This window comes from Thalassotalea ganghwensis (genome assembly GCF_053485795.1).
Map to the genome: position 1 here is coordinate 87,562 of NZ_JBQRUM010000015.1, position 26,241 is coordinate 113,802.

24 protein-coding genes are annotated in these 26,241 nt (G+C 39.4%); 15 read left to right on the plus strand and 9 right to left on the minus strand.

What is annotated here, in order from left to right; all coding sequences use genetic code 11:
• The first annotated feature begins 204 nt into the window (after positions 1-204).
• The 3 genes from ACSLUH_RS14795 to ACSLUH_RS14805 all read left to right on the plus strand — a co-directional run bounded on the left by ACSLUH_RS14795 (position 205) and on the right by ACSLUH_RS14805 (position 2,640).
• Entirely contained in the window at positions 205-918 is a 714-nt protein-coding gene (locus ACSLUH_RS14795; RefSeq protein WP_448568357.1) for an MbnP family copper-binding protein, read from the plus strand.
• Positions 911-2,044 (plus strand): MbnH family di-heme enzyme, encoded by a 1,134-nt coding sequence (locus ACSLUH_RS14800; protein ID WP_448568359.1) that lies wholly within the window; start codon positions 911-913, stop codon positions 2,042-2,044. Before ACSLUH_RS14795 ends, ACSLUH_RS14800 begins: the two co-directional genes overlap by 8 nt.
• 251 nt (positions 2,045-2,295) lie before the next feature.
• Positions 2,296-2,640 carry a DUF3718 domain-containing protein gene (locus ACSLUH_RS14805; protein ID WP_448568361.1) on the plus strand — a complete coding sequence of 115 codons (345 nt, stop codon included), beginning with the start codon at positions 2,296-2,298 and terminating at the stop codon, positions 2,638-2,640.
• An 88-nt stretch (positions 2,641-2,728) separates the two neighbouring features.
• On the opposite strand, the gene rpoD is transcribed toward ACSLUH_RS14805, so the two are convergent.
• The 4 genes from rpoD to rpsU all read right to left on the minus strand — a co-directional run bounded on the left by rpoD (position 2,729) and on the right by rpsU (position 7,314).
• On the minus strand, positions 2,729-4,579 hold the full coding sequence (rpoD, locus tag ACSLUH_RS14810; protein WP_448568363.1) for an RNA polymerase sigma factor RpoD: 1,851 nt from the start codon (positions 4,577-4,579) through the stop codon (positions 2,729-2,731).
• 117 nt (positions 4,580-4,696) lie between these two features.
• Entirely contained in the window at positions 4,697-6,457 is a 1,761-nt protein-coding gene (gene dnaG, locus ACSLUH_RS14815; protein ID WP_448568365.1) for a DNA primase, read from the minus strand.
• Between the two features lie 153 nt (positions 6,458-6,610).
• On the minus strand, positions 6,611-7,057 hold the full coding sequence (locus ACSLUH_RS14820) for a GatB/YqeY domain-containing protein (protein ID WP_448568367.1): 447 nt from the start codon (positions 7,055-7,057) through the stop codon (positions 6,611-6,613).
• A 41-nt stretch (positions 7,058-7,098) separates the two neighbouring features.
• Complete coding sequence (gene rpsU / locus ACSLUH_RS14825) at positions 7,099-7,314, minus strand: 30S ribosomal protein S21 (RefSeq protein ID WP_184420901.1); 216 nt, start codon at positions 7,312-7,314, stop codon at positions 7,099-7,101.
• Between the two features lie 215 nt (positions 7,315-7,529).
• On the opposite strand from rpsU, the gene tsaD reads away from it, so the two are divergent.
• Positions 7,530-8,543, plus strand: coding sequence for a tRNA (adenosine(37)-N6)-threonylcarbamoyltransferase complex transferase subunit TsaD (tsaD, locus tag ACSLUH_RS14830; RefSeq protein ID WP_448568369.1), 1,014 nt, complete (start codon positions 7,530-7,532; stop codon positions 8,541-8,543).
• Positions 8,544-8,567: 24 nt separating this feature from the next.
• On the opposite strand, the gene plsY is transcribed toward tsaD, so the two are convergent.
• A complete protein-coding gene (plsY, locus tag ACSLUH_RS14835; RefSeq protein WP_448568371.1) occupies positions 8,568-9,167 on the minus strand; it encodes a glycerol-3-phosphate 1-O-acyltransferase PlsY in 600 nt (199 codons plus the stop codon).
• Between the two features lie 230 nt (positions 9,168-9,397).
• Between plsY and folB the strand changes: the two genes are divergently transcribed.
• The 4 genes from folB (at position 9,398) to ACSLUH_RS14855 (ending at position 12,415) form a co-directional block, all read left to right on the plus strand.
• On the plus strand, positions 9,398-9,754 hold the full coding sequence (folB, locus tag ACSLUH_RS14840; RefSeq protein ID WP_448568373.1) for a dihydroneopterin aldolase: 357 nt from the start codon (positions 9,398-9,400) through the stop codon (positions 9,752-9,754).
• A complete protein-coding gene (gene folK, locus ACSLUH_RS14845) occupies positions 9,754-10,263 on the plus strand; it encodes a 2-amino-4-hydroxy-6-hydroxymethyldihydropteridine diphosphokinase (protein WP_448568375.1) in 510 nt (169 codons plus the stop codon). Before folB ends, folK begins: the two co-directional genes overlap by 1 nt.
• Positions 10,260-11,075: an undecaprenyl-diphosphate phosphatase gene (locus tag ACSLUH_RS14850; protein WP_448568377.1), complete on the plus strand. Its 816-nt coding sequence runs from the start codon at positions 10,260-10,262 to the stop codon at positions 11,073-11,075. Before folK ends, ACSLUH_RS14850 begins: the two co-directional genes overlap by 4 nt.
• A 185-nt stretch (positions 11,076-11,260) precedes the next feature.
• Entirely contained in the window at positions 11,261-12,415 is a 1,155-nt protein-coding gene (locus ACSLUH_RS14855) for an acyl-CoA dehydrogenase family protein (protein WP_448568379.1), read from the plus strand.
• A 275-nt stretch (positions 12,416-12,690) separates the two neighbouring features.
• On the opposite strand, the gene ACSLUH_RS14860 is transcribed toward ACSLUH_RS14855, so the two are convergent.
• Together ACSLUH_RS14860 and ACSLUH_RS14865 are read right to left on the minus strand one after the other, a co-directional pair.
• Positions 12,691-13,587: a hypothetical protein gene (locus ACSLUH_RS14860; RefSeq protein WP_448568381.1), complete on the minus strand. Its 897-nt coding sequence runs from the start codon at positions 13,585-13,587 to the stop codon at positions 12,691-12,693.
• Between the two features lie 133 nt (positions 13,588-13,720).
• Positions 13,721-15,115 carry a diguanylate cyclase gene (locus ACSLUH_RS14865; protein WP_448568383.1) on the minus strand — a complete coding sequence of 465 codons (1,395 nt, stop codon included), beginning with the start codon at positions 15,113-15,115 and terminating at the stop codon, positions 13,721-13,723.
• Between the two features lie 166 nt (positions 15,116-15,281).
• On the opposite strand from ACSLUH_RS14865, the gene ACSLUH_RS14870 reads away from it, so the two are divergent.
• Complete coding sequence (locus ACSLUH_RS14870) at positions 15,282-16,130, plus strand: tetratricopeptide repeat protein (protein ID WP_448568385.1); 849 nt, start codon at positions 15,282-15,284, stop codon at positions 16,128-16,130.
• A 157-nt stretch (positions 16,131-16,287) separates the two neighbouring features.
• Here the strand turns inward: ACSLUH_RS14870 and ACSLUH_RS14875 are convergent, their stop codons facing one another.
• Together ACSLUH_RS14875 and ACSLUH_RS14880 are read right to left on the minus strand one after the other, a co-directional pair.
• Positions 16,288-17,487: a hypothetical protein gene (locus tag ACSLUH_RS14875; RefSeq protein WP_448568387.1), complete on the minus strand. Its 1,200-nt coding sequence runs from the start codon at positions 17,485-17,487 to the stop codon at positions 16,288-16,290.
• A 191-nt stretch (positions 17,488-17,678) separates the two neighbouring features.
• Positions 17,679-18,122, minus strand: coding sequence for a CBS domain-containing protein (locus ACSLUH_RS14880; RefSeq protein ID WP_448568389.1), 444 nt, complete (start codon positions 18,120-18,122; stop codon positions 17,679-17,681).
• A gap of 290 nt (positions 18,123-18,412) precedes the next feature.
• On the opposite strand from ACSLUH_RS14880, the gene ACSLUH_RS14885 reads away from it, so the two are divergent.
• The 6 genes from ACSLUH_RS14885 (at position 18,413) to ACSLUH_RS14910 (ending at position 26,077) form a co-directional block, all read left to right on the plus strand.
• Positions 18,413-20,659: an ABC transporter permease subunit gene (locus ACSLUH_RS14885; protein WP_448568391.1), complete on the plus strand. Its 2,247-nt coding sequence runs from the start codon at positions 18,413-18,415 to the stop codon at positions 20,657-20,659.
• Between the two features lie 16 nt (positions 20,660-20,675).
• Positions 20,676-22,313 carry a phosphate ABC transporter permease PstA gene (pstA, locus tag ACSLUH_RS14890; RefSeq protein WP_448568393.1) on the plus strand — a complete coding sequence of 546 codons (1,638 nt, stop codon included), beginning with the start codon at positions 20,676-20,678 and terminating at the stop codon, positions 22,311-22,313.
• Positions 22,314-22,375: 62 nt separating this feature from the next.
• Positions 22,376-23,200 carry a phosphate ABC transporter ATP-binding protein PstB gene (gene pstB, locus ACSLUH_RS14895; protein ID WP_448568395.1) on the plus strand — a complete coding sequence of 275 codons (825 nt, stop codon included), beginning with the start codon at positions 22,376-22,378 and terminating at the stop codon, positions 23,198-23,200.
• Between the two features lie 26 nt (positions 23,201-23,226).
• Positions 23,227-23,934: a phosphate signaling complex protein PhoU gene (gene phoU, locus ACSLUH_RS14900; protein ID WP_448568396.1), complete on the plus strand. Its 708-nt coding sequence runs from the start codon at positions 23,227-23,229 to the stop codon at positions 23,932-23,934.
• 188 nt (positions 23,935-24,122) lie between these two features.
• Positions 24,123-24,803, plus strand: coding sequence for a TIGR00153 family protein (locus ACSLUH_RS14905; protein WP_448568398.1), 681 nt, complete (start codon positions 24,123-24,125; stop codon positions 24,801-24,803).
• 11 nt (positions 24,804-24,814) lie between these two features.
• Positions 24,815-26,077: an inorganic phosphate transporter gene (locus tag ACSLUH_RS14910; protein ID WP_448568400.1), complete on the plus strand. Its 1,263-nt coding sequence runs from the start codon at positions 24,815-24,817 to the stop codon at positions 26,075-26,077.
• Positions 26,078-26,241 lie beyond the last annotated feature (164 nt).

Here is a 26,241-nt window from a genome sequence, read left to right on the forward strand (position 1 = left end):
CAATTATCAAGCGTTACAAGGCATATTGAACGAATTGGCTGTATTAATCATTCAAAATTAATTAAGTCAATGTTATATTCATGTGAATATAAATACAAATAGTTAAGTTATTGCCTAATGAAGCCGTCAAGTTTTTCTCATTTTTTTAAAGCCATATTAACTTTATGTTTTTTAGCCACTTTATTGGCTTCATGCTCACCAAGTATGAAAAAAGATAACTTACTCTTTGCGCCTTATTATGGTGAAAAACGTTTAAATTGTAAGCAAATGTTAGTGCTAGGTAATGACGACTGGCAAATTGATCAATTACAATTATTTGTCTCTAATATAGATGCGTTGGATAGGCAAGGTGAATGGCAGTCCCTTGATATGGCAAATAACGACTATCAGACGAAAAATGTTGCCTTGTTAGGTGGAGAATGTCATTCAGCTAGAGAGAAAAAGAATAATTGGCAAGTAGTGTTTGCTGATTCGGTTGTTTTATCACACTATCAGCGGATAAGATTTACGTTAGGTGTTCCTTTTGAGTTAAACCATTTAAACCCGTTAACTCAAGAAAGTCCGCTCAATATGCCAAGTATGTTCTGGGTGTGGCGTACGGGTCATAAGTTTCTGCGTTTAGAGATGAGTTCAACCAATGATGCGTGGGTTTTCCATCTAGGCAGCACAGGTTGTAAAGCAATTAGCCCGGTAAGACCTCCAACTTCGCCTTGCTTAAATCCAAATCAAGTGGTTATTGATTTGCCTATGCCATCAGACAATGCTGTTATTCTTGATTTAAAAGCTTTGCTGTCAGGCATAACGTTATCAGAGCAAACAAGTTGTCAATCTGATCCAGATAATCTTCATTGTCAGAGTTTGTTCGAGCGCATTGGCGTTAACGGCGAGCAACAGGTATTTGGAGTCAAAAGTGAGTAATAAATGGCTGATTGCATCGTGCTTTTTGGTGACTGCCTTGAGTGTCACTAGTTGTAGTCAAGATAAACCTACTCCTTACCAATGGCCTATTCTTGATGGTTTCCCTAAGCCTCAAGTACCTGCTGACAATCCAATGACAGTAGAAAAAGTAGCGCTCGGTAGAGTACTGTTTTACGATAATAACTTATCGTTTAATAAAAAGCAGTCGTGCGCTTCATGTCATCAGCAGCAGTATGCTTTTGGCGAAAATATCAGTCGATCTGTCGGTAGTACTGGAGAAGTGCATCGTCGTAATTCACCCGCATTAGTTAATATTGCTTATAACAAAACATTGACTTGGGCACATGACGAAATTACATCACTCGAGCAACAAATACTATTACCAATGTTTGGTGAATCTCCTATCGAGTTGGGGATAACGGGGCATGAGCAAGAAGTATTGGCACGATTTAAAACGAAAGAATACGAAAAAATGTTTGCACGAGCCTTTCCTGATGAAGAGGTCAGCTTTAATCATATTGTCAAAGCACTTGCTAGTTTCGTACGTAGTTTGGTTTCACTCAATTCTCCCTTTGATCGGTATGCATATTATGGTGAAGATGAAGCAATATCGGAATCAGCTTTACGGGGAATGAACCTATTTTTCTCTGAAAAGTTCGAATGTCATCATTGCCATGGCGGATTTAATTTTACCCAGTCAACATTTCATGAAAAACAAATATTGGATCGCAGACCATTTCATAATACAGGTCTCTACTATGTTGATAATGCAGGAGAGAAAGGGTACCCTAAAAATGATCCAGGGTTGAGCGAGATTTCAACCAAACCAGAAGATAATGGTCGCTTTAGAGCGCCGACGTTAAGAAATATAAGCCTTTCTGCCCCCTATATGCATGATGGCAGTATTAAAACACTCGCTGACGTTCTGGATTTTTATGCACAAGGTGGTAGAAATATTGAGTTAGGCGATCTTAAAGGTGATGGCCGTAAAAACCCCTTAAAAAGTCCTTTTGTTAAAGGCTTTGAGATGTCAGCACAAGATAAACAAGATTTATTGGCATTTCTTCAATCGTTAACAGATACATCATTCACTTCGAATCCAAATTTTTCAAAGCCGACACATTAATGTTACTGAGCGCACGATAAGTGTCGGCAAGTGTGAAATTGTATTGATGAATGTAATAGTTTTCCACAGAATGTAGAGCCGAAAATCAACCGAATTTTCAATTAATGTATTTTAAATTAATAGCTTATAAATTTTTAGAAGGGATTCTTTCTTGAAATTTATGTTTACATTTGCCTGTTATTTTTTAGCAACTTTCTTGGTGTTTTGAGCCACTATATGAGTGTAAGACATACACACGCAGGAGAAAGACCATGAATATCAGCAAAAAAATAGCATCAATTACAATCGCAGCAGTAACTAGTATTTTAGCTTTTTCGAGTCAAGCTGTTGAGCTTAAAGCCGGAGACGATAGTATTTATACTGATTTATGTATTACTGCCGCATCGGGTAACCGTGCGGTATTACATAATGCGATCAAAGCAACAGGAATGAGTAAAAAGTTTATCTCAACAAAAGTACAGTGTAATAGTAAAGATATGATCAGCTTTGTTAGTCAGTACGGTGAAAATAAAGAGGATATGATCAGAGCATTAAATCATTATGGTACTAAAGTTTCGATAAGAGATTTGGCTATGCTTGGTAAAAAGTATAGATAATGTGAATACCTGATAAACGTCTTTGTAGGCAAATAACGATAAAAAAAGCTCCATTTTATGGAGCTTTTTGTTTTGTTTATTTTATCTTTTATTCACCATCTAAGAAGCTTTTAAGCTGCTCAGAACGAGAAGGGTGGCGAAGCTTTCTTAACGCTTTAGCCTCGATTTGACGAATACGTTCACGAGTTACGTCAAACTGTTTACCAACTTCTTCTAGTGTGTGGTCGGTATTCATATCAATACCAAAACGCATTCTAAGCACTTTAGCCTCTCTAGCGGTTAATCCGGCTAAAACTTCGTGAGTAGCGTGCTTTAAGTTTTCAGCTGTTGCAGAATCTACTGGCAGCTCACCACTACCATCTTCAATAAAGTCACCTAAGTGCGAATCTTCATCATCACCAATTGGGGTTTCCATTGAAATTGGCTCTTTCGCGATTTTTAACACCTTACGGATTTTATCTTCTGGCATTACCATGCGTTCAGCAAGCTCTTCTGGCGTTGGTTCACGACCCATTTCTTGAAGCATTTGACGAGAAATACGGTTTAGTTTGTTAATGGTTTCAATCATATGCACAGGGATACGAATGGTGCGAGCCTGATCCGCAATCGAGCGTGTTATAGCTTGGCGAATCCACCAAGTGGCATAGGTAGAGAACTTATAACCACGACGATATTCAAACTTATCAACTGCTTTCATCAAACCAATATTACCTTCCTGGATCAAATCCAAAAATTGTAAACCACGGTTGGTATATTTCTTTGCAATTGAAATAACTAAACGCAAGTTTGCTTCAACCATTTCTTTCTTCGCACGGCGTGCTTTTGCTTCACCGATTGACATACGACGGTTAATGTCTTTAATGCCGTGAACGTTTAAGAAAGTTTCTTGCTCTAATTGACCGAGTTTGAAGATACAACGCTCAACATCAGCTTCAACGTCTGCCAATTTAGCTGACCAAGGATGACCTGCCGCTTTTTGTTCTTCGAACCATTCTTTCGAGGTTTCATTGCCAGGGAAAATTTTAATAAAGGTTTCTTTTGGCATGCCAGCACCGACAACACAGTGCTTCATGATCAAACGCTCTTGAACACGCAAGCGGTCCATGATTTCACGCATGTTTTTAACTAAACGATCAAATACTTTCGGTACTAAGCGAAACTCTTTAAATACTTCAGCTAATTCGTCTATTGCAGATTGCGCTTCTTTGTGTCCACGGCCTTTTTCAGCGATGACAGTATTGGCTTTATCATAAGCCGCACGAAGCAAGGTAAATTTCTCACGTGCTAACTCTGGATCTGGTCCTGTATCCTCTTCGCTTTCATCATCATCTTCATCACTGTCAACTTCATCGTCATCTTCATCTTCTAATTCTTCATCAGAAAGTTCAGAGCCGATATGCGTTGCAGCAATTGGAATGTCGTCTTCTAGTGCATCAGGATCTAAAAAGCCAACAATAATATCACTTAAGCGACCTTCTTCTGCTTCGAAGTTATCCCATTGCTCTAATAAATAATTAATCGCAGGTGGATATTCAGATACCGAGCGTTGAACCTCTTTGATACCTTCTTCGATACGCTTAGCGATAACGATTTCGCCTTTACGTGTTAAAAGCTCAACGGTACCCATTTCACGCATATACATGCGGACAGGATCGGTTGTTCTACCAATTTCACTTTCTACCGTAGCTAAGGCTTGCGCAGCTGCTTCGGCAGCGTCTTCGTCGGTATTAGCTTCGCTCATCATTAACGTATCGCTATCAGGTGCATTTTCAAATACCTGAATACCCATATCGTTAATCATGCGGATGATGTCTTCAACTTGATCAGAATCAATAATATCCTGAGGAAGATGATCATTAACCTCGGCAAACGTTAAGTAACCTTGCTCTTTACCTTTGGTGATGAGCTCTTTTAGTCTAGATTGTGGGGCTTGATCCATTGACGATTGTCCACCTTTTTGGCTATCAAATTACGAACAGTAAAGCTGAAAATTTTAGCAAATTGCTTGATAAATTACCAGCTAAAATATTTTTTTAACAACGAACTGTGCCTATAGCTACGTTGCATTCAAAAGAGCTTGAAGCTCTTGTTTTTCGACTACATTTATATCGCCCATACGAGCTTTTTGCAGTAAAAGTTCTGTTCTTTGTTCAACAAAACTGTCTAAAATTTTTTCTATGCTATCTAAAAATACACTTTCAGCATTATCGGCAACAACATGATGTTGCCAACACATCAGTTTAGCGAGCTGCTCACCTTGCTCAGTACCTCTAAAATGTTCAAGTAGCTGACCACTATTTATTGACTCATAACGTAAACAGATATCAACCAAGGTATTTAATAATGAAATACCGGGCAAATCCATTTGAGCGAGTACCGAAGGCTCAGGTAATGCTTTTACTATATGGGGGTACTCTAATAATAATGCAATAGCAAGTCGAACAGGCGTTACTTTTTGACGTTTAGGTTGTTGAATGTTAGTTGTTTTTTTTGTAAACGCCTTATTTAGTTTTGCTAATTGCTGTTCACTACTATGCCCAAACTGATTGGCAAGTTGGGTAATGATTGAGTCTTTTAAAACGCCATCGGGTAATTTAGCTAAATAAGGTTGAAAAGAGTCCATCAATGCGGCTTTACCTTCTGCAGAGTTAATGTCCACTTGCGCCATTAAGTGTTCAAATATAAATCTTGATAACGGTGTTGCTTGCTCTAATAAGTGTTCAAAGTGTTGTTGACCCTGCTGACGAATCAATGAGTCAGGGTCTTCACCATCGGGTAGAAAAATAAACTTTAAGGAATAACCATCTTGGATTAGCGGCAGCGCATTGTCCATTGCTCGCCATGCCGCTTCTCGGCCAGCGCGATCGCCATCGTAGCAAAGAATGACTTCTTTAACGGTTCTAAAAAGTACCTGACACTGCTCTGCTGTAGTTGAAGTACCAAGCGAAGCAACGGCATAATCAACACCATGTTGAGCAAGTGCCACTACATCCATATAACCTTCAACAACGACTAATCTTGTAAGGTTCTTATTAGCTTGCTTTGCTTCCCATAAGCCATATAGTTCTTGTCCTTTGTGATAGATTCGTGTTTCTGGCGAGTTAAGGTATTTTGGCGTACCATCCCCCAGTACTCGGCCGCCAAAACCAATGACACGGCCTCTTTTATCGTGAATAGGAAACATGATACGACCACGGAAGCGATCATAAGGCCGATTTTTATCGCCTTGAATCGCCATACCTAGGTCAATTAATTGCTGATTTGCTGATGAAGAGTTACCAAACTGTTTGATGAGTCCATCCCAGTGATCACTGATATAGCCAATACCAAAGCGTTTGGCGATTTCTCCACTAAGCCCTCGACCTTTTAAGTATGCAATAGCGGTATCTTTGTCTTCGGCAGTCTTCAATTGTTGTTGATAAAAACGACTAATCTGTTGCATTAACTCATAGTCATCTTGTTTTTGCATGAATGCTTGTTGTTGTTGCTTTAACTGAGCTGGACTTTGATGACTTTGCTCTCGAGGTACATCTAAATTATAAAAGCCTGCTAGCTCCTCAACGGCATCTGGAAACTCTAAACGGTCGAATTCCATCAAGAACGAAATAGCGTTGCCATGCTCGCCACAACCAAAACAATGATAAAATTGCTTATCTTGACTAACGGTAAAAGAAGGAGATTTTTCAGTGTGGAAAGGGCAACAGGCTTGATAGTTTTTTCCTGCTTTTTTTAAAGGAAGACGAGCATCAATAATTTCAACAATATCGGCTCGAGCGAGCAAATCATCGATAAATTGTCGAGGGATCATTCCTGCCATTTATTGCCAAACCTCTATAAAGCATAATTCAATAGTGTACACCTGAGTGTTAATTTTCTACAACCCAAAACAATGGATTGTCACTCTACTATTAGTGATCAAAAAGCCGCATATCCTTACGAACATGCGGCTTTTTATTGAAAAATAATACAATTAATTGTTTAACGCTGCTCTAACTTGGCCGCTTACCGCACCCAAATCTGCTTTGCCTTGCATTTGTGGCTTCAATATCGCCATAACCTTACCCATATCCGCCATTGATGTGGCACCTGAGTCAGATATTGCCTTGCTTATTAATTGTTGAATTTCTTCGTTTGATAATGGCTGTGGGAGAAACTCTTCTAAAGCAGCAACTTCTGCTTTTTCGTTTTCTGCCATATCATCACGACCACCTTCAGCAAACATTTTTATTGACTCTTTGCGCTGCTTAACCATTTTAGTCAAGATTGCAATAACATTATCATCTGTTGCTTCGGTATGGTTATCTATTTCGGCTTGCTTAACAGCTGATAATGCCATACGAATAACACTAAGACGTAATTTGTCTTTGGCTCGCATGGCATTTTTCATTTCATCTTTGAGTTGCTCAAGTAGTGTCACTTGTCTCTACTCAATGTGATTAGCTTAAAACTAAGGTCGACTTAGTACATGCGAATGCGACGAGCATTCTCACGAGAAACTTTCTTAGCAGCACGCTTAACAGCGGCAGCTTTTTTACGCTTACGTTCCCAAGTTGGCTTTTCGTACGACTCACGACGACGAACTTCTGAAAGGATACCTGCTTTTTCACATGAACGTTTGAAACGACGTAATGCTACGTCAAATGGTTCGTTTTCTCTTACTTTAATTACTGGCATGTTGCCTCTTACCTTAGTTTATATCTATATAAATCGGCGATCGTTTCAGCTATTTTGCTTAACTCTCACCCGCTCTATCAAAAATGGGTGCAGTATTCTAATGCCATCAACGGCCTAATGTAAAGTTTTAATTCTCTTTAGACTGGTTAATTTGGCTTAAGACGGGTAAAATCGCCGCTAATTTATCAGTTTTTGCCGAATAGAACTAAAAAGATATGAAAATTTTAGGTATTGAAACATCCTGTGATGAAACAGGTATTGCTATTTATGATGAGCAACAGGGCATTTTGGCTCACCGCTTGTACAGTCAAATAGCAGTGCATGCTGATTATGGGGGTGTAGTACCTGAGCTCGCTTCACGAGATCATGTTCGAAAAACAATCCCATTAATTCAAGAGGTGTTCAAAGATGCACAATTGACGCCTGATGATCTGGATGGGGTTGCTTATACTGCTGGACCAGGACTCGTCGGTGCGTTATTGGTGGGGTGTTCTATTGGGCGAAGTCTAGCTTATGGCTGGGGTATCCCTGCGGTTCCTGTGCATCATATGGAAGGGCATCTGCTTGCACCAATGCTTGAAGAAGATGTGCCTGAGTTTCCTTTCGTCGCTTTATTAGTTTCAGGTGGACATACCTTATTAGTTCGTGTTGATGGCATTGGTCACTACCAACTATTAGGTGAATCCGTAGATGATGCAGCTGGTGAAGCTTTTGATAAAACAGCAAAGCTTTTAGGGCTGGATTATCCTGGTGGGCCAGCACTTGCGAAAATGGCCATTAATGGCACGCCTGGACGTTTTAAGTTTCCACGACCGATGACAGATAGACCGGGATTAGACTTTAGTTTTAGTGGTTTGAAAACCTTTGCAGCCAATACTATTGCAAAAAGTGAAATGGATGAGCAAACTCACGCGGATGTCGCTTACGCTTTTCAAGAAGCGGTTGTTGATACCATTGCGATAAAATGCAAAAGAGCACTCAAAGAGTGTCAGTTAAAGCGTTTGGTTATAGCGGGTGGTGTTAGTGCAAATCAAGAACTAAGAGTTAAACTCGCTGAGATTACCAAAAAACTTGGCGGTAAAGTGTATTACCCACGTCCCGAGTTTTGTACAGATAACGGTGCAATGATAGCCTATGCGGGTATGCAACGATTAAAAGCAGGTGTTTCAGGGGATTTGTCGTTCAAAGCAACACCACGTTGGCCGTTAGATACACTAGCGCCAATTTAATCTGTAAGTAGACGATACAGGCAACTAAATGACCTTATGCTTGGAAGAAATTTTAGGTTCAGTTCCTTTAAGTAAACGAATAATGTTCGCTTTGTGCCTGAAAATAATCAACCCAGAGAGCATTAAAACAGGGTAAGTATAAATTGGCTTTAGCAGCCAAGTATAAAGTGGTGCCAAGCTAACTGCTGTTATTGCTGCAAGACTTGAGTAGCGGGTGAATTTAGCCACTAAATACCAGGTGAATACTAACAAACCAGCCAAATCTAATCCGATTGGGAGTAATACGCCAAACGCTGTTGCGACGGCTTTTCCTCCTTTAAAGTGAAAAAATATTGGGTACATATGTCCTAAGCAAGCTGCTAAGGCAATTAAACCGAGGTAAATTGGCTCTATGCCAAGAAAATAGGCTCCCCAAACAGGTAGGGTTCCTTTTAAAATATCAAATACTAAAACAGCAACAGCGGTGCGTTTGTTGGCAATTCTTAAGACATTAGTGGCCCCCGGATTTTTAGAGCCTTCACTTCTGGGATCGGGTAGGTTGAGCAGACGACAAATCAAAATTGCGCTCGAGATAGAGCCTATTAAATAAGCAAGCAATGTCAATAATGCCGTCAAAGCTATCATCGTTAGTCACATTCCATGTGCAAGTTCAATGCTAGTGTTGTCAATTTTCCAACCTTGAGCAAAAAATTTAAGTAAGTTTCTCTATTCTATCGCTTACTTAGCTAGTTTTTCTACTCTTTGAGAGGTAAACTCGCCAATTAATTATGTTATTGGGATGTTGAGTGCTTGTTAGTTGACTTAATGCTGGATAGCCAAACGTCCTAAAATTAACGAAATAGTGAGATAGAAGTTTGGATATCGTATATATTCAAGGCCTTTCAATTCAAACCACGATTGGCTTTTACCCTTGGGAAAAAGAAATTAAGCAAACGCTAGTCATCGACTTATCGATGGCGTGGGATACGTCAGCTGCAGCTGCCAATGATGAATTGGCGAAAACATTAGACTATGCAGAGATTTCAGAAAAAATCGCCGAGTTTGCTAATGACAACCCAGTTGATTTACTTGAAACCTTGGCTGAAAGGTTAGCGGCCTATTTAATGGCCCAATACCATATTCCTTGGCTGAAACTTCGCATTGGAAAGCCAGGGGCGGTGCATAATGCTTTCACTGTTGGTGTCGAAATTGAACGAGGTTGTAAAAGCTAATGCCTCGAGTGTATATCTCACTGGGAAGCAATATAAATAAGCAGCAAAATGTCGCCAATGGATTAAATGCATTAGCAGAACTTTATGGTGAACTAACCTTATCTTCTTTATATGAGAGCCAATCATTAGGCTTTGACGGCAATGACTTTTATAACATGGTGATTGGTATCAATAGCGAGTTACCGATAGAAGATATTGCTAGCCAATTACGAGAAATTGAGTTTCGATTTGGTCGAGAGCCCAATGCAACCAAGTACAGTTCTCGTACGCTAGACCTCGATATATTGCTTTATGATGATTTAGTGCTCTCAACACCAGTGCAAATTCCCCGCGATGAGATCCTCACTAGCGCTTTTGTTTTATGGCCATTAGCGGAAATCGCACCGGATCATAAACATCCAATTATCCAAAAACGTTTTTCAGAAATCTGGAATGAATTTAATTTAAAACAGCAACTTAAACCCATTGCCTTTCAATGGGAAATATCGGCGAGTAGTATTGAAGTATGAGTACATTAGAAACCATTATTTTAGCATTGATACAGGGACTGACCGAATTTCTTCCTATTTCCAGCTCAGCTCATTTAATTTTACCTTCGGCGGTTCTTGGATGGCAGGACCAAGGACTGGGCTTTGATGTTGCAGTACATGTCGGAACGTTATTGGCAGTCATGATTTATTTTCGTCATGAAGTTGCCACCATGTTTACGGCTTGGCTAACCACGCTTGGCGTTGGCCAAAAAAACGAAGCGACGGTTTTTGATGGTCGCTTGGCTTGGTGGATCATTTTCGCCACCATTCCCGCCGGTTTATTTGGTTTATTTGGAAAAGACTTTATTGAAGCGCATCTACGCTCAGCGTTAGTCATTGCAGCAACCACATTAATTTTTGGTGTACTGTTAGGCTATGCGGATATTAAGGCTAAGCAAAATGTTAGTATCGACAAGTTAGGTTTTAAAGGTGCATTTTTAATTGGTATTGCACAGGCGTTTGCGTTAATACCCGGTACATCTCGTTCAGGTATTACCATGACTATGGGGTTGATGCTTGGCTTGGATAGATTAAATGCCGCACGATTTTCATTTTTGTTATCGATTCCGGCAATTGCCATGGCCGGTGGTTATTTAACCATGAAGCTAATTACCGGAACGGAAAATGTTGACTGGAATGCTATGGTGCTTGGAACCATTATTGCCTTTGTGAGCGCTTATGCCTGTATTCACTACTTTCTGATTTTGGTAAACAAAGTTGGCATGATGCCGTTTGTAATTTATCGGTTACTGCTTGGTATAGGCTTACTGGGTTTTATTTGGTTGAGCTAACATCATAAAAAGCATAATTGAAAAACGCACCTCATCCGGTGCGTTTTTTTTATCTACCATGATTTTTAATTACCACTTTACGTAAACGTTAAATTTATGGGTGTTTAAATAACAAAATTTGGTTAGAATTAAGTTATATCGTTTACGCCTAATTAAGACTAAATCACGACAAGGGGCATGGCACCATGAATTTATCGTTAACCGAAGAGCAGATGATGATCCAAGATATGGCAAGAAAGTTTGCCGAATCTGAATTGGCGCCTGTGGCTAGCCAATTGGATGAAAAACCGGATCAAGCATTGTTTTTAAGTAATTTAGCAAAACTGACTGAGCTTGGCTTTATGGGCTTGAACATTAAAGCGGAATACGGTGGAGTGGAAGCTGGCTCTGTCGCATTTAGTCTAGCAATAACTGAATTGGCTAAAGCTTGTGCATCTACTGCGGTGACAACTTCTGTTACTAATATGGTCGCTGAAGTGATTCAAGCGGTCGGCAGTGAAGAACAAAAACAAACCTATTTACCTAGGCTGTGCGGCGGCGAGTATCGCGCTGGAGGATTTTGTTTAACAGAAAATGGTGCCGGTTCTGATCCTGCGGGGATGAAAACATCAGCGGTAAAAGACGGCGATGACTATATTATAAACGGTAGTAAACTTTATATCACAAGTGCAAGCTTTGCTGATTTATTTGTGGTTTGGGCGGTGACTGATCCGTCTGCTAAAAAAGGCAAGGGCATTTCATGTTTCTTGGTGGAAGCGAATACACCAGGAATTAATGTGGCAAAACCAGAAGACAAAATGGGGCAGAAGGCATCTCCAACCAATGAAGTGCATTTTGAAAACTGTCGAGTTCCAGCATCAGCTTTGATGGGCGAGCTTAATAAAGGCTTTGCTGTTGCCGTTGGTGAGCTGGCTGGTGGGCGAATCGGGATCGGATCACTTGCATTAGGTATTGGGTTAGCAGCGATGGATTACGCGCGTCAACACTTAACTGAGCGTCAGCAGTTTGGACAACCGTTGGCAAATTTCCAAGGCCTGCAATGGGTGCTTGCTGAACGTTACACTGAATTAGAAGCTGCTCGATTGTTGTTAATGCAAGCGGCCTACACTAAAGAGCAAGGACAACCTTTTGGTATGCAAGCTTCTATGGCGAAGTTATTTGCTGCAGAGAAAGCCAACAAGGCTTGTTACGATGCTTTACAGCTAATGGGTGGCGCTGGTTACATTAAAGAATATCCATTAGAGCGTTTTGCTCGAGATGTTAGGGTGACTTCAATTTATGAGGGAACGAGTGAAATCCAAAAAGTCATTATTGCTCGTGAGCTGTTGAAAAATATTTAAATCAATTACTGGAAATATTAATGTCTTGCCCAGTTAGAGTAAAAACTGGGCTTTGAAGTTTCGTATTAATCTTTCATCATAAATGCAACGATTAAAAAGCAGTTAACATGCACGACTTTTAGCGTCAGCCCTGTGTTTAATCAAATGAGCAATGAACATTTTTCGTGTTAGTAGCATGTGCATTTGCTCATTTGGAATAACTCAACATTGTTCATGATACTTTGTAATTCCTCCCAAGTACCTACTAAACGAGAAATATACTGCTATGAGTAGCGCTAGTTATTCGAGCCTTTGTCTTTTTTATCAATTGGACATTCAGGTGAAATACCATCAGGACCAATAGGACAATCGGTTATTGTTGCCGTACCCGTTTGCTCTGGAATATGCAATGAAAATACATTGATATAGCCATTTATCACATTAGCGTTTTCTTTACTGGTAACTCGTATACGCATGTTTTTTAGCTTTGAACTGGAAGGCGGTACACTATTATTATCAATGTCAATATAATTCAGTACTTTAACATCAATTTGAATCGGAGCGTTGGTGATTTTTACTTTGACTATAATTTTACCACCTGCTTCTAATGGAATTATATACGTATCTGGAGTACTGGTATTAATCAGCCCAAACATAAGGATAAAATGTTCAAGAACATGTTGTGCGGTAGCGATTTTTCCAGCAGTTTGCTGATTTACGTAATCATTTATCTGATTTGTACAATAAGCACAATTAACCGACTCCCAAGCATTGGCGAGAATAGTTTTTGGAATAGTCAGTGACTCCGCTTCTTCTTTAACGGCCTGTAAGGCATTTTTTAAGTCGTTAATCTCGGCTATTAGGTGACTTGGTGTCGTGATTAATCGAGAGTCAGGCACATAAATAGGGGGGAACGGATTAGATGGTGGCGGCTTAGGTTGCGTTCTAAGGCTTACTTGATAGGATGTGATTGACCTATAGTATAAGTCGATTATATGTACGTCTTTGTAAATTCTTCTATCGGCTTCACTCTGTGTTACATTTTTTTGGGCCCATGCATCAGCTGACCATTTTGTTTCGGTTGATGAGCATTTATAGCATTCAATATACGCTTCGGCGTGTGTCGTGTTTATTTTTAGAAAAGCGAGAACAACAAAAAGTACTGTAATCAGGGGGTAACGTCTATATTTCATTTTTAGTCCTTTAATTTTAGTCCTTTAATTTCATTCACTGAGAAACATTGAGTTTATGTTCTTTTTATATTGTATGCAATGTAGGGGCTCAGATTTTTCGAATAAGTATTTAGAGCGTGTTGAGCTTTCGAGACTACATTAATTGAATACTGTTCTTACCAGTGCTTTTGGCTTGATACATAGCTTGATCTGCACGTTTAAACCAATCGCTAGCGCTACTATCGTTATCTAATTTAGCAATACCAATACTGCAAGTAATATTGTTTACTTTCTCTGTCGCTGCAACCTTCAATGCGTTCTGAAAGCGTTTGGCTAAATTATTGGCTTGCTCAATTGTAGACTCAGGACAAATAACAACAAATTCTTCACCTCCCCACCGGGCAACGGTATCGGTATCACGAGCGATGGCGGATAAGGTATTAGCTATTTCAATCAGTACTTGATCGCCATGCTCATGACCGAATCTATCGTTAATTTTTTTAAAGTCATCGACATCAATCATTAACATACACGCGTCTTTATCATAACGAGAGACCAACTTTAATTGTTGATCTATTATTGTGCTCAGATGAGCGCGATTAAAAAGTTTTGTCAAAGGATCACGCATGGCGAGTTCGGTCAGTTGTTTATTTTTGCTGTCCAGTTCACTGTGAAGCTGTTCAAGTACCTTATTTTTTTGAGAAAGCAGCTTTCCGTAAATGCTCAGTTTGACATACCTAAAGGTAAGCAATGCGGTGATAATTAAGAAAACTAACGCCACTTGCATGGCCGCTTTATAATTTGCACGTTCTACGATTTTTATTGATTTTAAAAAGTTAAATATTTCTACTCGCTCTTCAGGGGTAATCTTTTCAATCGCTTGATTAATTATCGGGAGAAGGTGTTCTTTTCCTTTACCTACACCAATTCGCAGTTGATCTTCTAAGGTTGCAATGCCGGTGATCCTTATGTCGCTTAGATTGTGTTGTTCGATTAGTCGGTTAGATGAGTGAAAAGAGCCAACAAAGTAATCTACCTTTTTGTTGTTAGCCAGTTTTAGACCTTCGAGACCATTTGAAACCGCGACAATGTTAGCACCAGCGAAATTGTCGAGTAAATGTTGATGTAAACGATAACCGCTAACGACAGCAATCGTTTGTGAGGATAACCCTGATAGATTGCCTATGATCGGCTGATCATAATGACCATACAATACGTTGGGGGCTCGAAAGTAATCGTTACTGAAGCTAAGAAATTTTTGTCTTTCTTCGCTGCTGTTTAACATTGGCAGTATGTCACACAGCCCTTGTTTGGCATAATCAAGCGTTTGTTGCCAGTTTTGCGTAGGCACTAACTGAAACGTAAGTGGCGACTTTTGTTCTATTAATGCTAAAAATAGTTTCGATATTCCTTGATGTTGACCATCAACAATCGATTCATATGGTGCCCAATCAGGATCGACACAATAGGTGACAGTTTGAGCACGAGCAAGAACATCACCGCTAGATAATGCTGTAACTAATACAGAATATAGTAGAAATATTCTCACTCATCGCCCCAATTATCATTCTCAATAGCTAATTATCGGTAGTTAGCTCTATTCAATATAAAAGTAACTCGGCGAAAAAGAAACGCTATAATTTGATCTTTTTACCTTGTTTCGTTATTAAATGCCCCCAAATCTTAAACAAATAAATTAATTAATGGACGCTAGCGTGATAAAGCACCCTATTGAGTTAACGATTGAAAATTTTCAACAGGTTATTTTAGAGCAGTCAAAACAAACACTCGTTTTAGTCGCTTTTTGGGCAGAGCAGGTACCAGAAAGTATAGCGCTAAAAGATGCATTGATTGAGAAAACCGCAAGTTTTACTGACCACATAGTGTTAGCAACTGTCGATTGTGCTGCTCAGCAACAAATCGCAGCACAATTTGGTCTGCAAGCGCTGCCTACTGCTGTGGTGATTAAAGATGGCCAACCAATTGATGGTATATCAGGTCCTCAAACGGAAGAAATGATCAACACATTTTTAGAAGCTCATTTGCCCAAACTTGAAGACAATTTACTTGAACAAGCCAGAGAGCATTTAGCACAAGGGCAAGCTAATGAAGCATATACAGCTGCCATACAAGCGCATCAGCTAGCAGGGGAACGTGCAGACATCACCCTAGTACTCGCAGACGTCAGTGTAGAGTTAGGAAAGTTAGCAGAGGCAGAAACATTGCTCGCAACTGTGAAAATGGTTGACCAAGATAGTGTCTATCACAGTATTGTTGCTAAGTTGGAATTAGCGCAGCAAGCAGCCGACTCTCCAGAAATTAACGCTCTGGAACAACAATTGGTACAAACGCCAGAAGATACCGATTTAAAAAAGAAACTCGCGGTGCAATATAGTCAAGTTAATCGCAATGAAGAGGCGTTAGCGTTATTATTTTCCATTGTCAGCACTAATGGTGATCAGGGCGAAGCAAAGCAGTTATTGTTAGACGTATTAAAGCAATTACCGGAAGGAGATCCTTTAGCAAGTCAATACCGTCGTAGACTGTTTTCTTTGATGTACTAACATAGTACTTATCGTTAAGAATTTAAAAAGCTGGCTAAATGCTAGTTTTTTAAATTCACTCTTTTTAAGCCACCAACTTTAATTATTATTGAAAAATTTTGCCTTTAATACCAATTCAATATTGTTAAAATTAGCACTGTTTGATTTCACTGCCTTTCTATACGTGGTCGAAGTAGATGCGATACGTAGACGACCAGATAGGGTAATTAACTTCGATAAGATAACAAACAAAATCCTGACTATCTAAATCTGCATATTGAAACATATAGTTAGCTAGTGCTTTATCTTTGCTATTGTCAGGTAAGGAATTGAGATTAACAATTTTAACATCAGGGGTGTTACTCATTTGCTCATAGCTGATATCGGCATCTCTTAGGCGCTTGTCTTCAACTTTTTCATTACTTAAATAACAACCGACACTAACACTACTGCGCATATCTATTTTGCGCTCTAAAAAGACCATCATCGTCAACTTTTTAGTAGGACTTTTAACAGTTAAAAATGTTGAACTGCATTGGCTGCGGTTTACTAAAGGATTAACCAATTCATCAGGGTTACTCATTAGGAATGTCGCATCGAAGGGCCTGCCCTGATTATTTAAATCGTCAAATATTAACCCAAGGTTGCTTGGTGAAAAACGATTGTAGGCTTGATTAAGATCTTTTGATGAATACTCATCAACGATGCCGATATTGAAGCGTTGCTTATCCAAACGACTATCACTTGTGATAAGCTCAGGCCCATTAAATTGACTGGGGTGAGGGTGAGAATAATGCAGTAAGCAGGGTAAAGCGTGCTTGTTTCGGTAAACCCCTTGCTTAGAAATCATGGCAATTTCATGCAAGTATTCATCCTCAAAGGTGTTTATGGTTAAGATGTGACCGCAAAAAATATGGTCTATAGATGCGCCTAATAAATCTTTCGCAGCGTAATATAAGTTTTCACGCTTACAGGTTTTTGATGGGGATGATGCTCCTACCTTAATCACTTTTGGTTGTAATAAGCTTTTCAGCTTCGCGTGACTTTTACCTGATGCTTTTAATGTGTCAGCAAACTCTTGTACTAAATGAGAAAAGTGCTCATGTAGATTATCATTAATATGCGTTTTTGATTTTAATGAAAATTCTTCTAATGCTGCGACACCAGGCAGGGCAGTAATTACGTTTATTCCATCGTTTTTAATCGATAATGCTTTTAACAAGCGTTGGCAATTAGAGTTGTTGTAGCCAATTAACTGACTTAGCCCTTTGATCGTTCTTGCGTCATTAGGTAGGCCATTAAAAATCGTTGTCAGGCAAGCATTGATTTCTTGCCCAAGCTGCTCTAAATGATGAAGTTCTTGTTCAGATATTGGCATAATTCGATATGTATGATTAATGTTAATAAACTATAGCACGAAGATTAATTGCGTTAAAAGTAACAATTGTGATTATCAGTAAACTTATCTCTACTCCAATTATTAAAAGGCTTGAGCCATATTAGTAATATCTCACTCAAAAAATATATTTTAACAAATGTTCAAAAGCGTTTAAATTAAGTAATAACTTGTTACCGAGGCTTTGAACCGTTTGCTTTCAAATTTTTAAGGTATTGAAGTGCGACAACTTTTAAAACATCTCTCCATGTGATGATCCCCTGAGCATGATAATTATCGTCGACTATCGGTAAGCAAGATATATGGTGTTGATGAAATAACAATACGGCTTGATTGATATTACAATCAGGTGTTGTTGTCACCAAATCGCGACTCATGATTAAGTGCACTTTCTTGTTCAGCAAAGAAGTATCTCGAGGTGTTTCTTTACTTGTACCTATGTAAGGGCTGAGGTGTTTGTAGAGATCTCTATCGGTAATGATGCCAGCAAGCTCTTTTCCATTGAGTACTAATATATGATGAATTTTATGTTTATCAAAAAGTTGCTTAGCTAAAGCTAAGTCATCATCAATATTCATGGTAATTAAGTCTTTTGACATGAGTTGTTCAATGCTCATTACTATATCCTTGTGTGTTATTAGACTCTTTTAAGCGCATCACACCTTATCGTCTGCGAATTATAGCCATTGAATAAACGTTTTATTTCAATAGGTATTAGATGATTTGTTACCCATTTATAACGCAGAAATAATCCTGAGAAAAGCTTTTATCATCAATAATTTCGCGGTTTGAATTACATTTTTACCATTATTAATTTGGACATAAAAAGTCACGCTGTCACAAAAGTGTCACATAACTGTCTTATAATCTCCGCAGTCGTTAAAAAACTATTTTTTAGGATGTTGAAGTGACAATTGCGTTAAAGTCAGCTGGCCCTAGGCAGTTGAAAAATACCTTGGCGAGATGGCTCATTACCCTGGGTGGGGTTAGTGTGCTATTTACGTTAGTGCTGATATTTCTTTATTTGTTGTATGTGATCGAACCTATTTTTGCTGATGCAACTGTAGAGCAAGAACATAAATTTTCGATTCAATCTTCGTCAACACCGTCAACCATAGGTATTGATGAATTGAAAGAACTCGCGTATGTCATTTCCTCTGAAGGGCAAGTTGATTATTATCAATTAAAGGCGAGTGATGAATATCAAATCGGTGATAAAAGCTACTCTCAAGATCTACTCGATAGTGAATATGCACTTGAACAAGTGGTCAATATTGGTATTGATAAGAAATTATTGGTAGCTGAATCAGGAAAAGTTAAGTTACTCGCACCCAAGTTTATCGCTCAGTTTGAAGACGGTAAACGTACCATTTTACCTAATTTAGTGTGGCCATTGGGCGAAGAGTTTATTAACGTTGATGCTGATGGTGAGTCGTTACGACTAGCTTCGTTCGCCATGAACGATGAAAAAGCAGTATTTGTAGCCTTTACCGATGACTATCGTTTAATTAAGACGACATTGATAGCTGAAGATGATTTTAATTATGATCCTAGCCATGAAATCGTTTATCAAACCATTGCAGAACAAGTAAAAAAGGTTAATGAATTATTGGTAACGCCAGACTTGCAAATGGCATTTGTTCGCTCGGGTAATCAAGTAAAAGTTTTCGATTTAACCGATGACGAAGAGGTTGAGTTAAAAACCATTATTGCGCCGAAACTCAATCGTGGAAAAGCTAAACCAGCAGAAATAACCAGCATGGCCCTGTTATCTGGCGGTAGTTCATTGTTGCTAGGTGACAGCAATGGTCAGGTGAGTCAGTGGTTTGAGATCGCCACAGAAAATGGCGATCGTGAATTTAAACAAGTTAGAACGTTTGCTGCAGCGAATAGTGAAGCGATCACCGCTATTTATACCGAGCAGTATCGCAAAAGTTTTTATACCATGACAGCATCGGGGCAACTTGGGGTTTTTTATACCACCAGTGAGGCTGAATTGTGGCAAGGTAAAATAGCGGATAAAGCGCCACTCAATATCGTTATTTCTCCACGCGCGGATGCGTTGCTGATGCTAAAAGATCAGCAGTTAGCATTATATAATGTTGAAAATGAGCATCCAGAAGTTACCTGGAAAGCACTTTGGCAAGAAGTTTGGTATGAAGGTTACCCAGAACCAGAGTACATTTGGCAGTCAACTTCAGGCTCTGATGATTTTGAAGCGAAGTTCTCTTTAGTACCGATTTCATTTGGTACGATAAAAGCGGCACTCTACGCAATGTTGTTCGCTGTGCCGATTGCGTTAACGGCTGCGATTTATACCGCCTATTTTATGACACCAGCGATGCGTAAAAAAGTTAAACCAACCATTGAAATTATGGAAGCATTGCCGACAGTAATCTTAGGCTTTTTAGCTGGGTTATGGTTAGCGCCGCTAATTGAAAAGTATTTGCCAGCTGTTGCACTGTTGTTGCTGTTTTTGCCATTATCGGTGTTTATCACTGCCTATGTTTGGTTCAGGTTACCTAGAGAATTCAAGCTTAAAATCCCAGAAACGTTAGCACCCATTTTGTTGATACCTGCAATGATTATTGCAGCCTATGCGGCTTTTGCTTTATCACCTTTGCTCGAAACCTACCTATTTGGTGGCGATGTGCGTCAATATATTACAAATGACTTAGGTATAGATTTTGATCAACGTAACTCTTTAGTGGTTGGTATAGCGATGGGGTTTGCAGTCATTCCAACGATATTTTCGATGGCAGAAGATGCAATCTTCAGTGTACCTAAACATCTTACCAGTGGCTCGTTGGCCTTAGGTGCAACACCTTGGCAAACGTTAATTAAAGTCGTGTTGCTCACGGCAAGTCCAGGGATATTTTCAGCAATAATGATGGGCTTAGGCCGAGCTGTTGGTGAGACGATGATTGTACTAATGGCGACAGGTAATACGCCAATACTTGATTGGAGCTTATTCCAAGGGATGCGCACATTATCGGCGAATATCGCTGTTGAGATGCCAGAGTCAGAGGTTGGCAGTTCACATTACCGTATCTTATTTTTAGCGGCGTTTGTGCTGTTTGTATTTACATTTGTTTTTAACACGCTTGCTGAGTTTGTTCGTCAGCGATTACGTGAAAAATATAGCTCGTTATAAGGTGAGGAACTAAACAATGAATAAGTGGTTTAAATCTGGTTCCCCATGGATTTGGTTGTCTGCTGGTGGCGTTAGTATCAGTTTGATTTCAGTTATTGGTTTATTGTGGTTAATTGCATCTCGCGGTTTATCATATTTTTGGCCAGCCGATTTATATCAATTTGATATGGTGGACGAGAATGGTAAATCGTTAACGGTTATTGGTGAGATATATGACAGAGAGCAGATACCGGCAAGTCAATTAAATCATTTGGATCTTAACTTAGATCCAGACGAAGAAATGGTTGACCGTTATTTAGTCAAAACGGGTAACCGTGAATTGGTTAGTTTAGATTTTCGCTGGATTTTGGTACCGCAAATTACGGATATGTCTACGCCAGAATCTTTAGTGGTGATAGAGCGTCGCACTAACGGAAACTTTTATGGCTTTATTGAAGATATCATTTTAGAAGGTAAACCGGTATCACTTACTGAGATGCCTCAGATGCTTGAGCGTGTTGAAGCGTTTCAAGACCAAATAGAAGAGTTACAAAAAGTCGATATAGGGGCAATTAACTATCAAATAGAACGTTTACGTCTTAAAGAGCGAAAGTACCGTTTAGAAAATAGCTTAACGGCAGAGCGTGAACGTGAAATCAATGACGAAGTAACCGCGCTTAAAAATGACTATCAAAAACTTGAAGCTGAGTTAATGAGCTTACGAGAGAAAGTATCACGTGATCAGTTAGTCGTGCGAGCAATGGACGGTACGAAAGTAACCATAGGTTTTGAACATATCTTAAAGATATCGTTCAACAACCAAATGGGAACGTTTGATAAAATCGGTATGTTTTTATCGCAAATTGGTAATTTTATCGGTGGAGACCCGCGCGAAGCAAATACTGAAGGTGGGGTATTTCCTGCGATTTTTGGTACGGTTTTAATGGTATTGTTAATGACCGTGATTGTTTCTCCACTAGGCGTTGTTGCAGCGATTTACTTGCATGAGTATGCGGGGAAAAATGCCCTTACAAGATTATTGCGTATCGCGGTAATTAACCTTGCTGGTGTACCATCGATTGTTTACGGTGTCTTTGGTTTAGGCTTTTTCGTTTATATGGTGGGTGGTACCTTAGACCAATTATTTTACCCAGAAACGTTGCCTAGCCCTACGTTTGGTACACCAGGGGTTATGTGGTCTGCGATTACCTTAGCAATATTAACATTGCCAGTTGTGATTGTATCAACCGAGGAAGGTTTAGCCCGTATCCCATCAGCGATGCGCCACGGCAGCTTAGCTTTAGGGGCCACTAAAGCAGAAACGCTTTGGCGTATAATCTTACCGATAGCAAGTCCAGCGATTATGACAGGGATCATTCTTGCGATTGCACGAGCTGCTGGTGAAGTAGCGCCACTAATGTTAGTTGGTGTTGTTAAAATGGCACCTAACTTACCGCTCGATGGCAACTTCCCATTTTTACATCTTGATCGTAAGTTTATGCATTTAGGTTTCCACATTTATGATGTGGGGTTCCAAAGTCCGAACGTTGAAGCGGCAAGACCCTTAGTTTATGCAACCGCTTTACTACTTGTTACCATCATTGTTGCATTAAACATGACGGCGATTTCTATTCGAAATCGATTACGTGAAAAATATCGCATGTTGGAACACTAATCAGTTTTACTGATATTGGTAATTCGAACAGCTAAAGTTTAAAAAAGTTTAAAGAGAAAATTATGATTTCTGTTAGCCCAAAAAACATTTTAGAGCCGGGAAATAAGTTAGACTTAAACAATTTGTCACCAGAGCAAGTGGCATTAGAGATTAAGAACCTTGATTTATACTATGGAGAAAAACAAGCACTGCAAAATATCTCCATGTCTATTCCTAAAGGGCAAGTCACAGCTTTTATCGGTCCAAGTGGTTGTGGTAAATCAACTTTATTGCGTTGTATTAACCGTATGAATGATTTGGTTGATATTTGTCGTATTGAAGGTGAGATTAACTTAAATGGCGAAAATATTTACGGCAAACATGTTGATGTTGCAGCGCTTCGTCGTAAAGTCGGCATGGTGTTTCAACGCCCGAATCCATTTCCTAAGAGTATTTATGAAAATGTGATTTATGGTTTGCGCATTATGGGTGAAAATAACCGCCGCGTCTTGGATGAAAAGGTTGAGCAAGCACTTAAAAGTGCCGCGCTTTGGAACGAAGTAAAAGATCGCTTGCACGAGAGTGCCTTAGGTTTATCAGGTGGTCAGCAACAGCGTTTGGTTATCGCGCGAGCGATTGCCATTGAACCTGAAGTGTTATTATTAGATGAACCTACGTCAGCGCTAGATCCGATATCAACACTGACCATTGAAGAATTGATTAATGACCTTAAGAAACAATTTACTGTTGTTATTGTTACTCATAACATGCAACAAGCGGCACGTGTTTCAGACCAAACGGCGTTTATGTATATGGGGGATTTGATTGAGTATAGCGATACAAATACCTTGTTTACTACACCAGCTAAAAAGAAAACTGAAGACTATATTACTGGTCGTTACGGCTAAACCTAACCGGTTAATGGGAGATTTTTATGGATAATGTAAATATTGGCCGTCACATTTCTGGCCAGTTTAATGAAGATTTAGAACGTGTAATTAACCATGTCATGCAAATGGGCGGCTTAGTACAAAAGCAACTGACTGATGCCTTAGAAGCAGTACATAACTCGGATGAAGAGTTAGCAAAAAAAGTTAATGCTAATGATTATCAGGTCAATAATTTGGAAGTCAGTATTGATGATGAATGTACAAGAATTATCGCTAAACGACAACCTGCGGCGGGTGATCTTCGCTTGATTATGGCGATCGTCAAAACCATAGCGGATTTAGAGCGTATTGGCGATGAGGCACAAAAAATTACTCAGGTAGCGCTTGAGAGCTTTTCAAGTAAACAACAAGACTTGTTGATTAATTTGGAAAACTTGGGACGCAAAGTACTCGAAGTGATGCAAGCGACGCTTGATGCATTTACTCGTATGGATGCAGAAGCGGCGATAGAAACGCATCAGAGTGATATTAGGATTGATCGCGAATATGAAGCGTTATTACGTCAATTGATGACATATATGATGGAAGAACCACGCAGTATTCCACAAATCATGAGTGTTATTTGGTCAGCAAGGGCGTTGGAGCGTATTGGCGATCGTTGTCAAAACATCTGTGAATACATCATTTACTTTGTAAAAGGTAAAGATATTCGCCATATAACGTCGGATGACATAAAAAAAGATCTAATGTAGCAGGTATATTCGCCTATAGTTAAATCTTATAAAAAACAAAAGATTGTTGGAATAGCTTAATTGTTGCTCTAACAATCTTTTTGCCGTTTATTAATCAGATTGCAATAAAAGTCGTTTTATCTGTGGGCTAAATAAGTTAATATCCGCCGCGCAAAGAAACGAAAAATCATAAACCTGGAAATAACATTATGACCAGAAATTCAATTTTAGGTGTATTTGCTAAATCACCTATCAAGCCATTAGAAAAACACATTCGAATGGTGAATAAGTGTTCGCAGCAGCTTGTTCCTTTTTTTGAAGCAGTTCATGCTCAAGATTGGTCTACAGCTGGCAAAATAAGAACAAAAATTTCAAAGTACGAACGTGATGCAGACGCATTAAAAAGACAACTTAGGTTAGAGTTACCTGGTGGTTTGTTTATGCCTGTTGATCGCGCAGATTTGTTAGAGCTTTTATCACAACAAGATAAAATTGCTAACAAAGCGAAAGATATTGCTGGCCGCATTTTAGGTCGTAATCTAGCGATACCCGAAGCTTTACAAGAGCAGTTTGCTGTCTATGTTCAACGTAATATTGAAGCGGTTGGAAAAGCAGCTGAAGCGGTAAATGAATTGGATGCACTATTAGAAACTGGATTTCGCGGTAGAGAAGTAGAACTCGTTGATAAAATTATTCATCAGCTTGATGAAATTGAAGATGAAACTGATTCACTTCAAATTACGATTCGTAAAGACTTATTAGCTATTGAGTCAGATATGAATCCTATTGATGTCATGTTCTTATATCAAATTATCGATTGGGTAGGAGACCTAGCTGATTTAGCCGAAAGAGTCGGTGCTCGATTAGAAATATTACTGGCTAGGAAATAAGGGTTTAGCTAATGGAAATTTTAATCTCACATGGCTCAACTTTAGTCATGCTTGCCGCTATTGTCGGCTTTTTTATGGCATGGGGTATTGGTGCCAATGATGTTGCAAACGCGATGGGGACATCGGTTGGTTCAAAAGCATTAACCATCAAGCAAGCGATTATCATCGCAATGATTTTTGAGTTTGCTGGTGCCTATTTAGCGGGTGGTGAAGTAACATCTACCATTCGTAAGGGCATTATCGATGCTTCTTACTTTGTCGATACGCCAGAACTACTTGTCTTTGGTATGATCTCGGCACTATTAGCGGCTGCAAGCTGGTTGTTAGTGGCTTCGATATTAGGTTGGCCAGTATCAACCACTCACTCAATTGTAGGCGCAATCATTGGTTTTGCCGCTTTTGGGGTCAGTTTTGATACAGTAGCGTGGGCAAAAGTTGGTGGTATCGTTGGTAGCTGGATCGTAACACCGCTCATCTCTGGTGTTATCGCTTTCGTTATTTTTAACAGTGCGCAAAAGCTCATTTTCGATACCGATAAGCCATTAGAAAATGCCCGACGCTATGTGCCATTTTATATGTTCTTAGCCGGTTTTGTATTGTCACTGGTGACCATTAAAAAGGGCTTAAAGCACGTCGGTTTGGATATCGCTTCTCCGCATGATTATTTCTTAGCGATTGGTGTAGCAGTTATCGTTGCCATCATTGGTAAGGTATTTATCAATCGTATTAAGTTTGATGAAAAAGCAGATAAAACAATGCACTACGCTAATGTTGAGAAGGTATTTGCTGTCTTAATGGTGGTAACTGCATGTTGTATGGCGTTTGCTCATGGTTCAAATGACGTTGCTAACGCTATTGGGCCATTAGCTGCTGTAGTGAGTATTGTTGATAACGGTGGTGAGATTGTTAAGAAAGCGCCATTAGCGTGGTGGATTCTTCCGTTAGGTGGCTTTGGTATTGTTGCAGGTTTGGCATTATTTGGACATCGAGTTATCGCAACGATTGGTAAAGGAATTACACACTTAACACCAAGCCGAGGTTTTGCTGCTGAACTTGCTGCAGCATGTACTGTGGTAATCGCGTCAGGAACAGGCCTTCCTATTTCAACAACCCAAACCTTAGTTGGTGCTGTATTAGGGGTTGGAATGGCAAGAGGTATTGCTGCAATCAATATGGGTGTTGTTGGCAACATCGTTGTTTCTTGGGTGATCACGCTACCAGTCGGTGCTGGTTTATCGATTTTATTCTTTACGATAATGAAAAGCATGTTCTAATTCGCGTGATCGAGAACATTAAAAAGGCCAGCATTATTGCTTAATGCCGATCAGTTAAGAAATATTTAATGATCCATTGACCGATCAACTGGTTAGTTTATAAAGGCTTCTGAATTTATTCAGGAGCCTTTTCTTTTGCAATTAACAACAGCACTTTCTCTTGC

What these genes read in the sequence shown, in the direction of transcription:
- tsaD (WP_448568369.1), top strand. Translation starts at nt 7,530, where the DNA reads ATGAAAATTTTAGGTATTGAAACATCCTGTGATGAAACAGGTATTGCT.
- ACSLUH_RS14875 (WP_448568387.1), bottom strand. Translation starts at nt 17,487, where the DNA reads ATGCCAATATCTGAACAAGAACTTCATCATTTAGAGCAGCTTGGGCAA.
- pstB (WP_448568395.1), top strand. Translation starts at nt 22,376, where the DNA reads ATGATTTCTGTTAGCCCAAAAAACATTTTAGAGCCGGGAAATAAGTTA.
- rpoD (WP_448568363.1), bottom strand. Translation starts at nt 4,579, where the DNA reads ATGGATCAAGCCCCACAATCTAGACTAAAAGAGCTCATCACCAAAGGT.
- ACSLUH_RS14905 (WP_448568398.1), top strand. Translation starts at nt 24,123, where the DNA reads ATGACCAGAAATTCAATTTTAGGTGTATTTGCTAAATCACCTATCAAG.
- folK (WP_448568375.1), top strand. Translation starts at nt 9,754, where the DNA reads ATGCCTCGAGTGTATATCTCACTGGGAAGCAATATAAATAAGCAGCAA.
- rpsU (WP_184420901.1), bottom strand. Translation starts at nt 7,314, where the DNA reads ATGCCAGTAATTAAAGTAAGAGAAAACGAACCATTTGACGTAGCATTA.
- plsY (WP_448568371.1), bottom strand. Translation starts at nt 9,167, where the DNA reads ATGATAGCTTTGACGGCATTATTGACATTGCTTGCTTATTTAATAGGC.
- ACSLUH_RS14805 (WP_448568361.1), top strand. Translation starts at nt 2,296, where the DNA reads ATGAATATCAGCAAAAAAATAGCATCAATTACAATCGCAGCAGTAACT.
- ACSLUH_RS14910 (WP_448568400.1), top strand. Translation starts at nt 24,815, where the DNA reads ATGGAAATTTTAATCTCACATGGCTCAACTTTAGTCATGCTTGCCGCT.
- ACSLUH_RS14850 (WP_448568377.1), top strand. Translation starts at nt 10,260, where the DNA reads ATGAGTACATTAGAAACCATTATTTTAGCATTGATACAGGGACTGACC.
- ACSLUH_RS14860 (WP_448568381.1), bottom strand. Translation starts at nt 13,587, where the DNA reads ATGAAATATAGACGTTACCCCCTGATTACAGTACTTTTTGTTGTTCTC.
- dnaG (WP_448568365.1), bottom strand. Translation starts at nt 6,457, where the DNA reads ATGGCAGGAATGATCCCTCGACAATTTATCGATGATTTGCTCGCTCGA.
- ACSLUH_RS14855 (WP_448568379.1), top strand. Translation starts at nt 11,261, where the DNA reads ATGAATTTATCGTTAACCGAAGAGCAGATGATGATCCAAGATATGGCA.
- phoU (WP_448568396.1), top strand. Translation starts at nt 23,227, where the DNA reads ATGGATAATGTAAATATTGGCCGTCACATTTCTGGCCAGTTTAATGAA.
- pstA (WP_448568393.1), top strand. Translation starts at nt 20,676, where the DNA reads ATGAATAAGTGGTTTAAATCTGGTTCCCCATGGATTTGGTTGTCTGCT.
- ACSLUH_RS14880 (WP_448568389.1), bottom strand. Translation starts at nt 18,122, where the DNA reads ATGAGCATTGAACAACTCATGTCAAAAGACTTAATTACCATGAATATT.
- ACSLUH_RS14795 (WP_448568357.1), top strand. Translation starts at nt 205, where the DNA reads ATGAAAAAAGATAACTTACTCTTTGCGCCTTATTATGGTGAAAAACGT.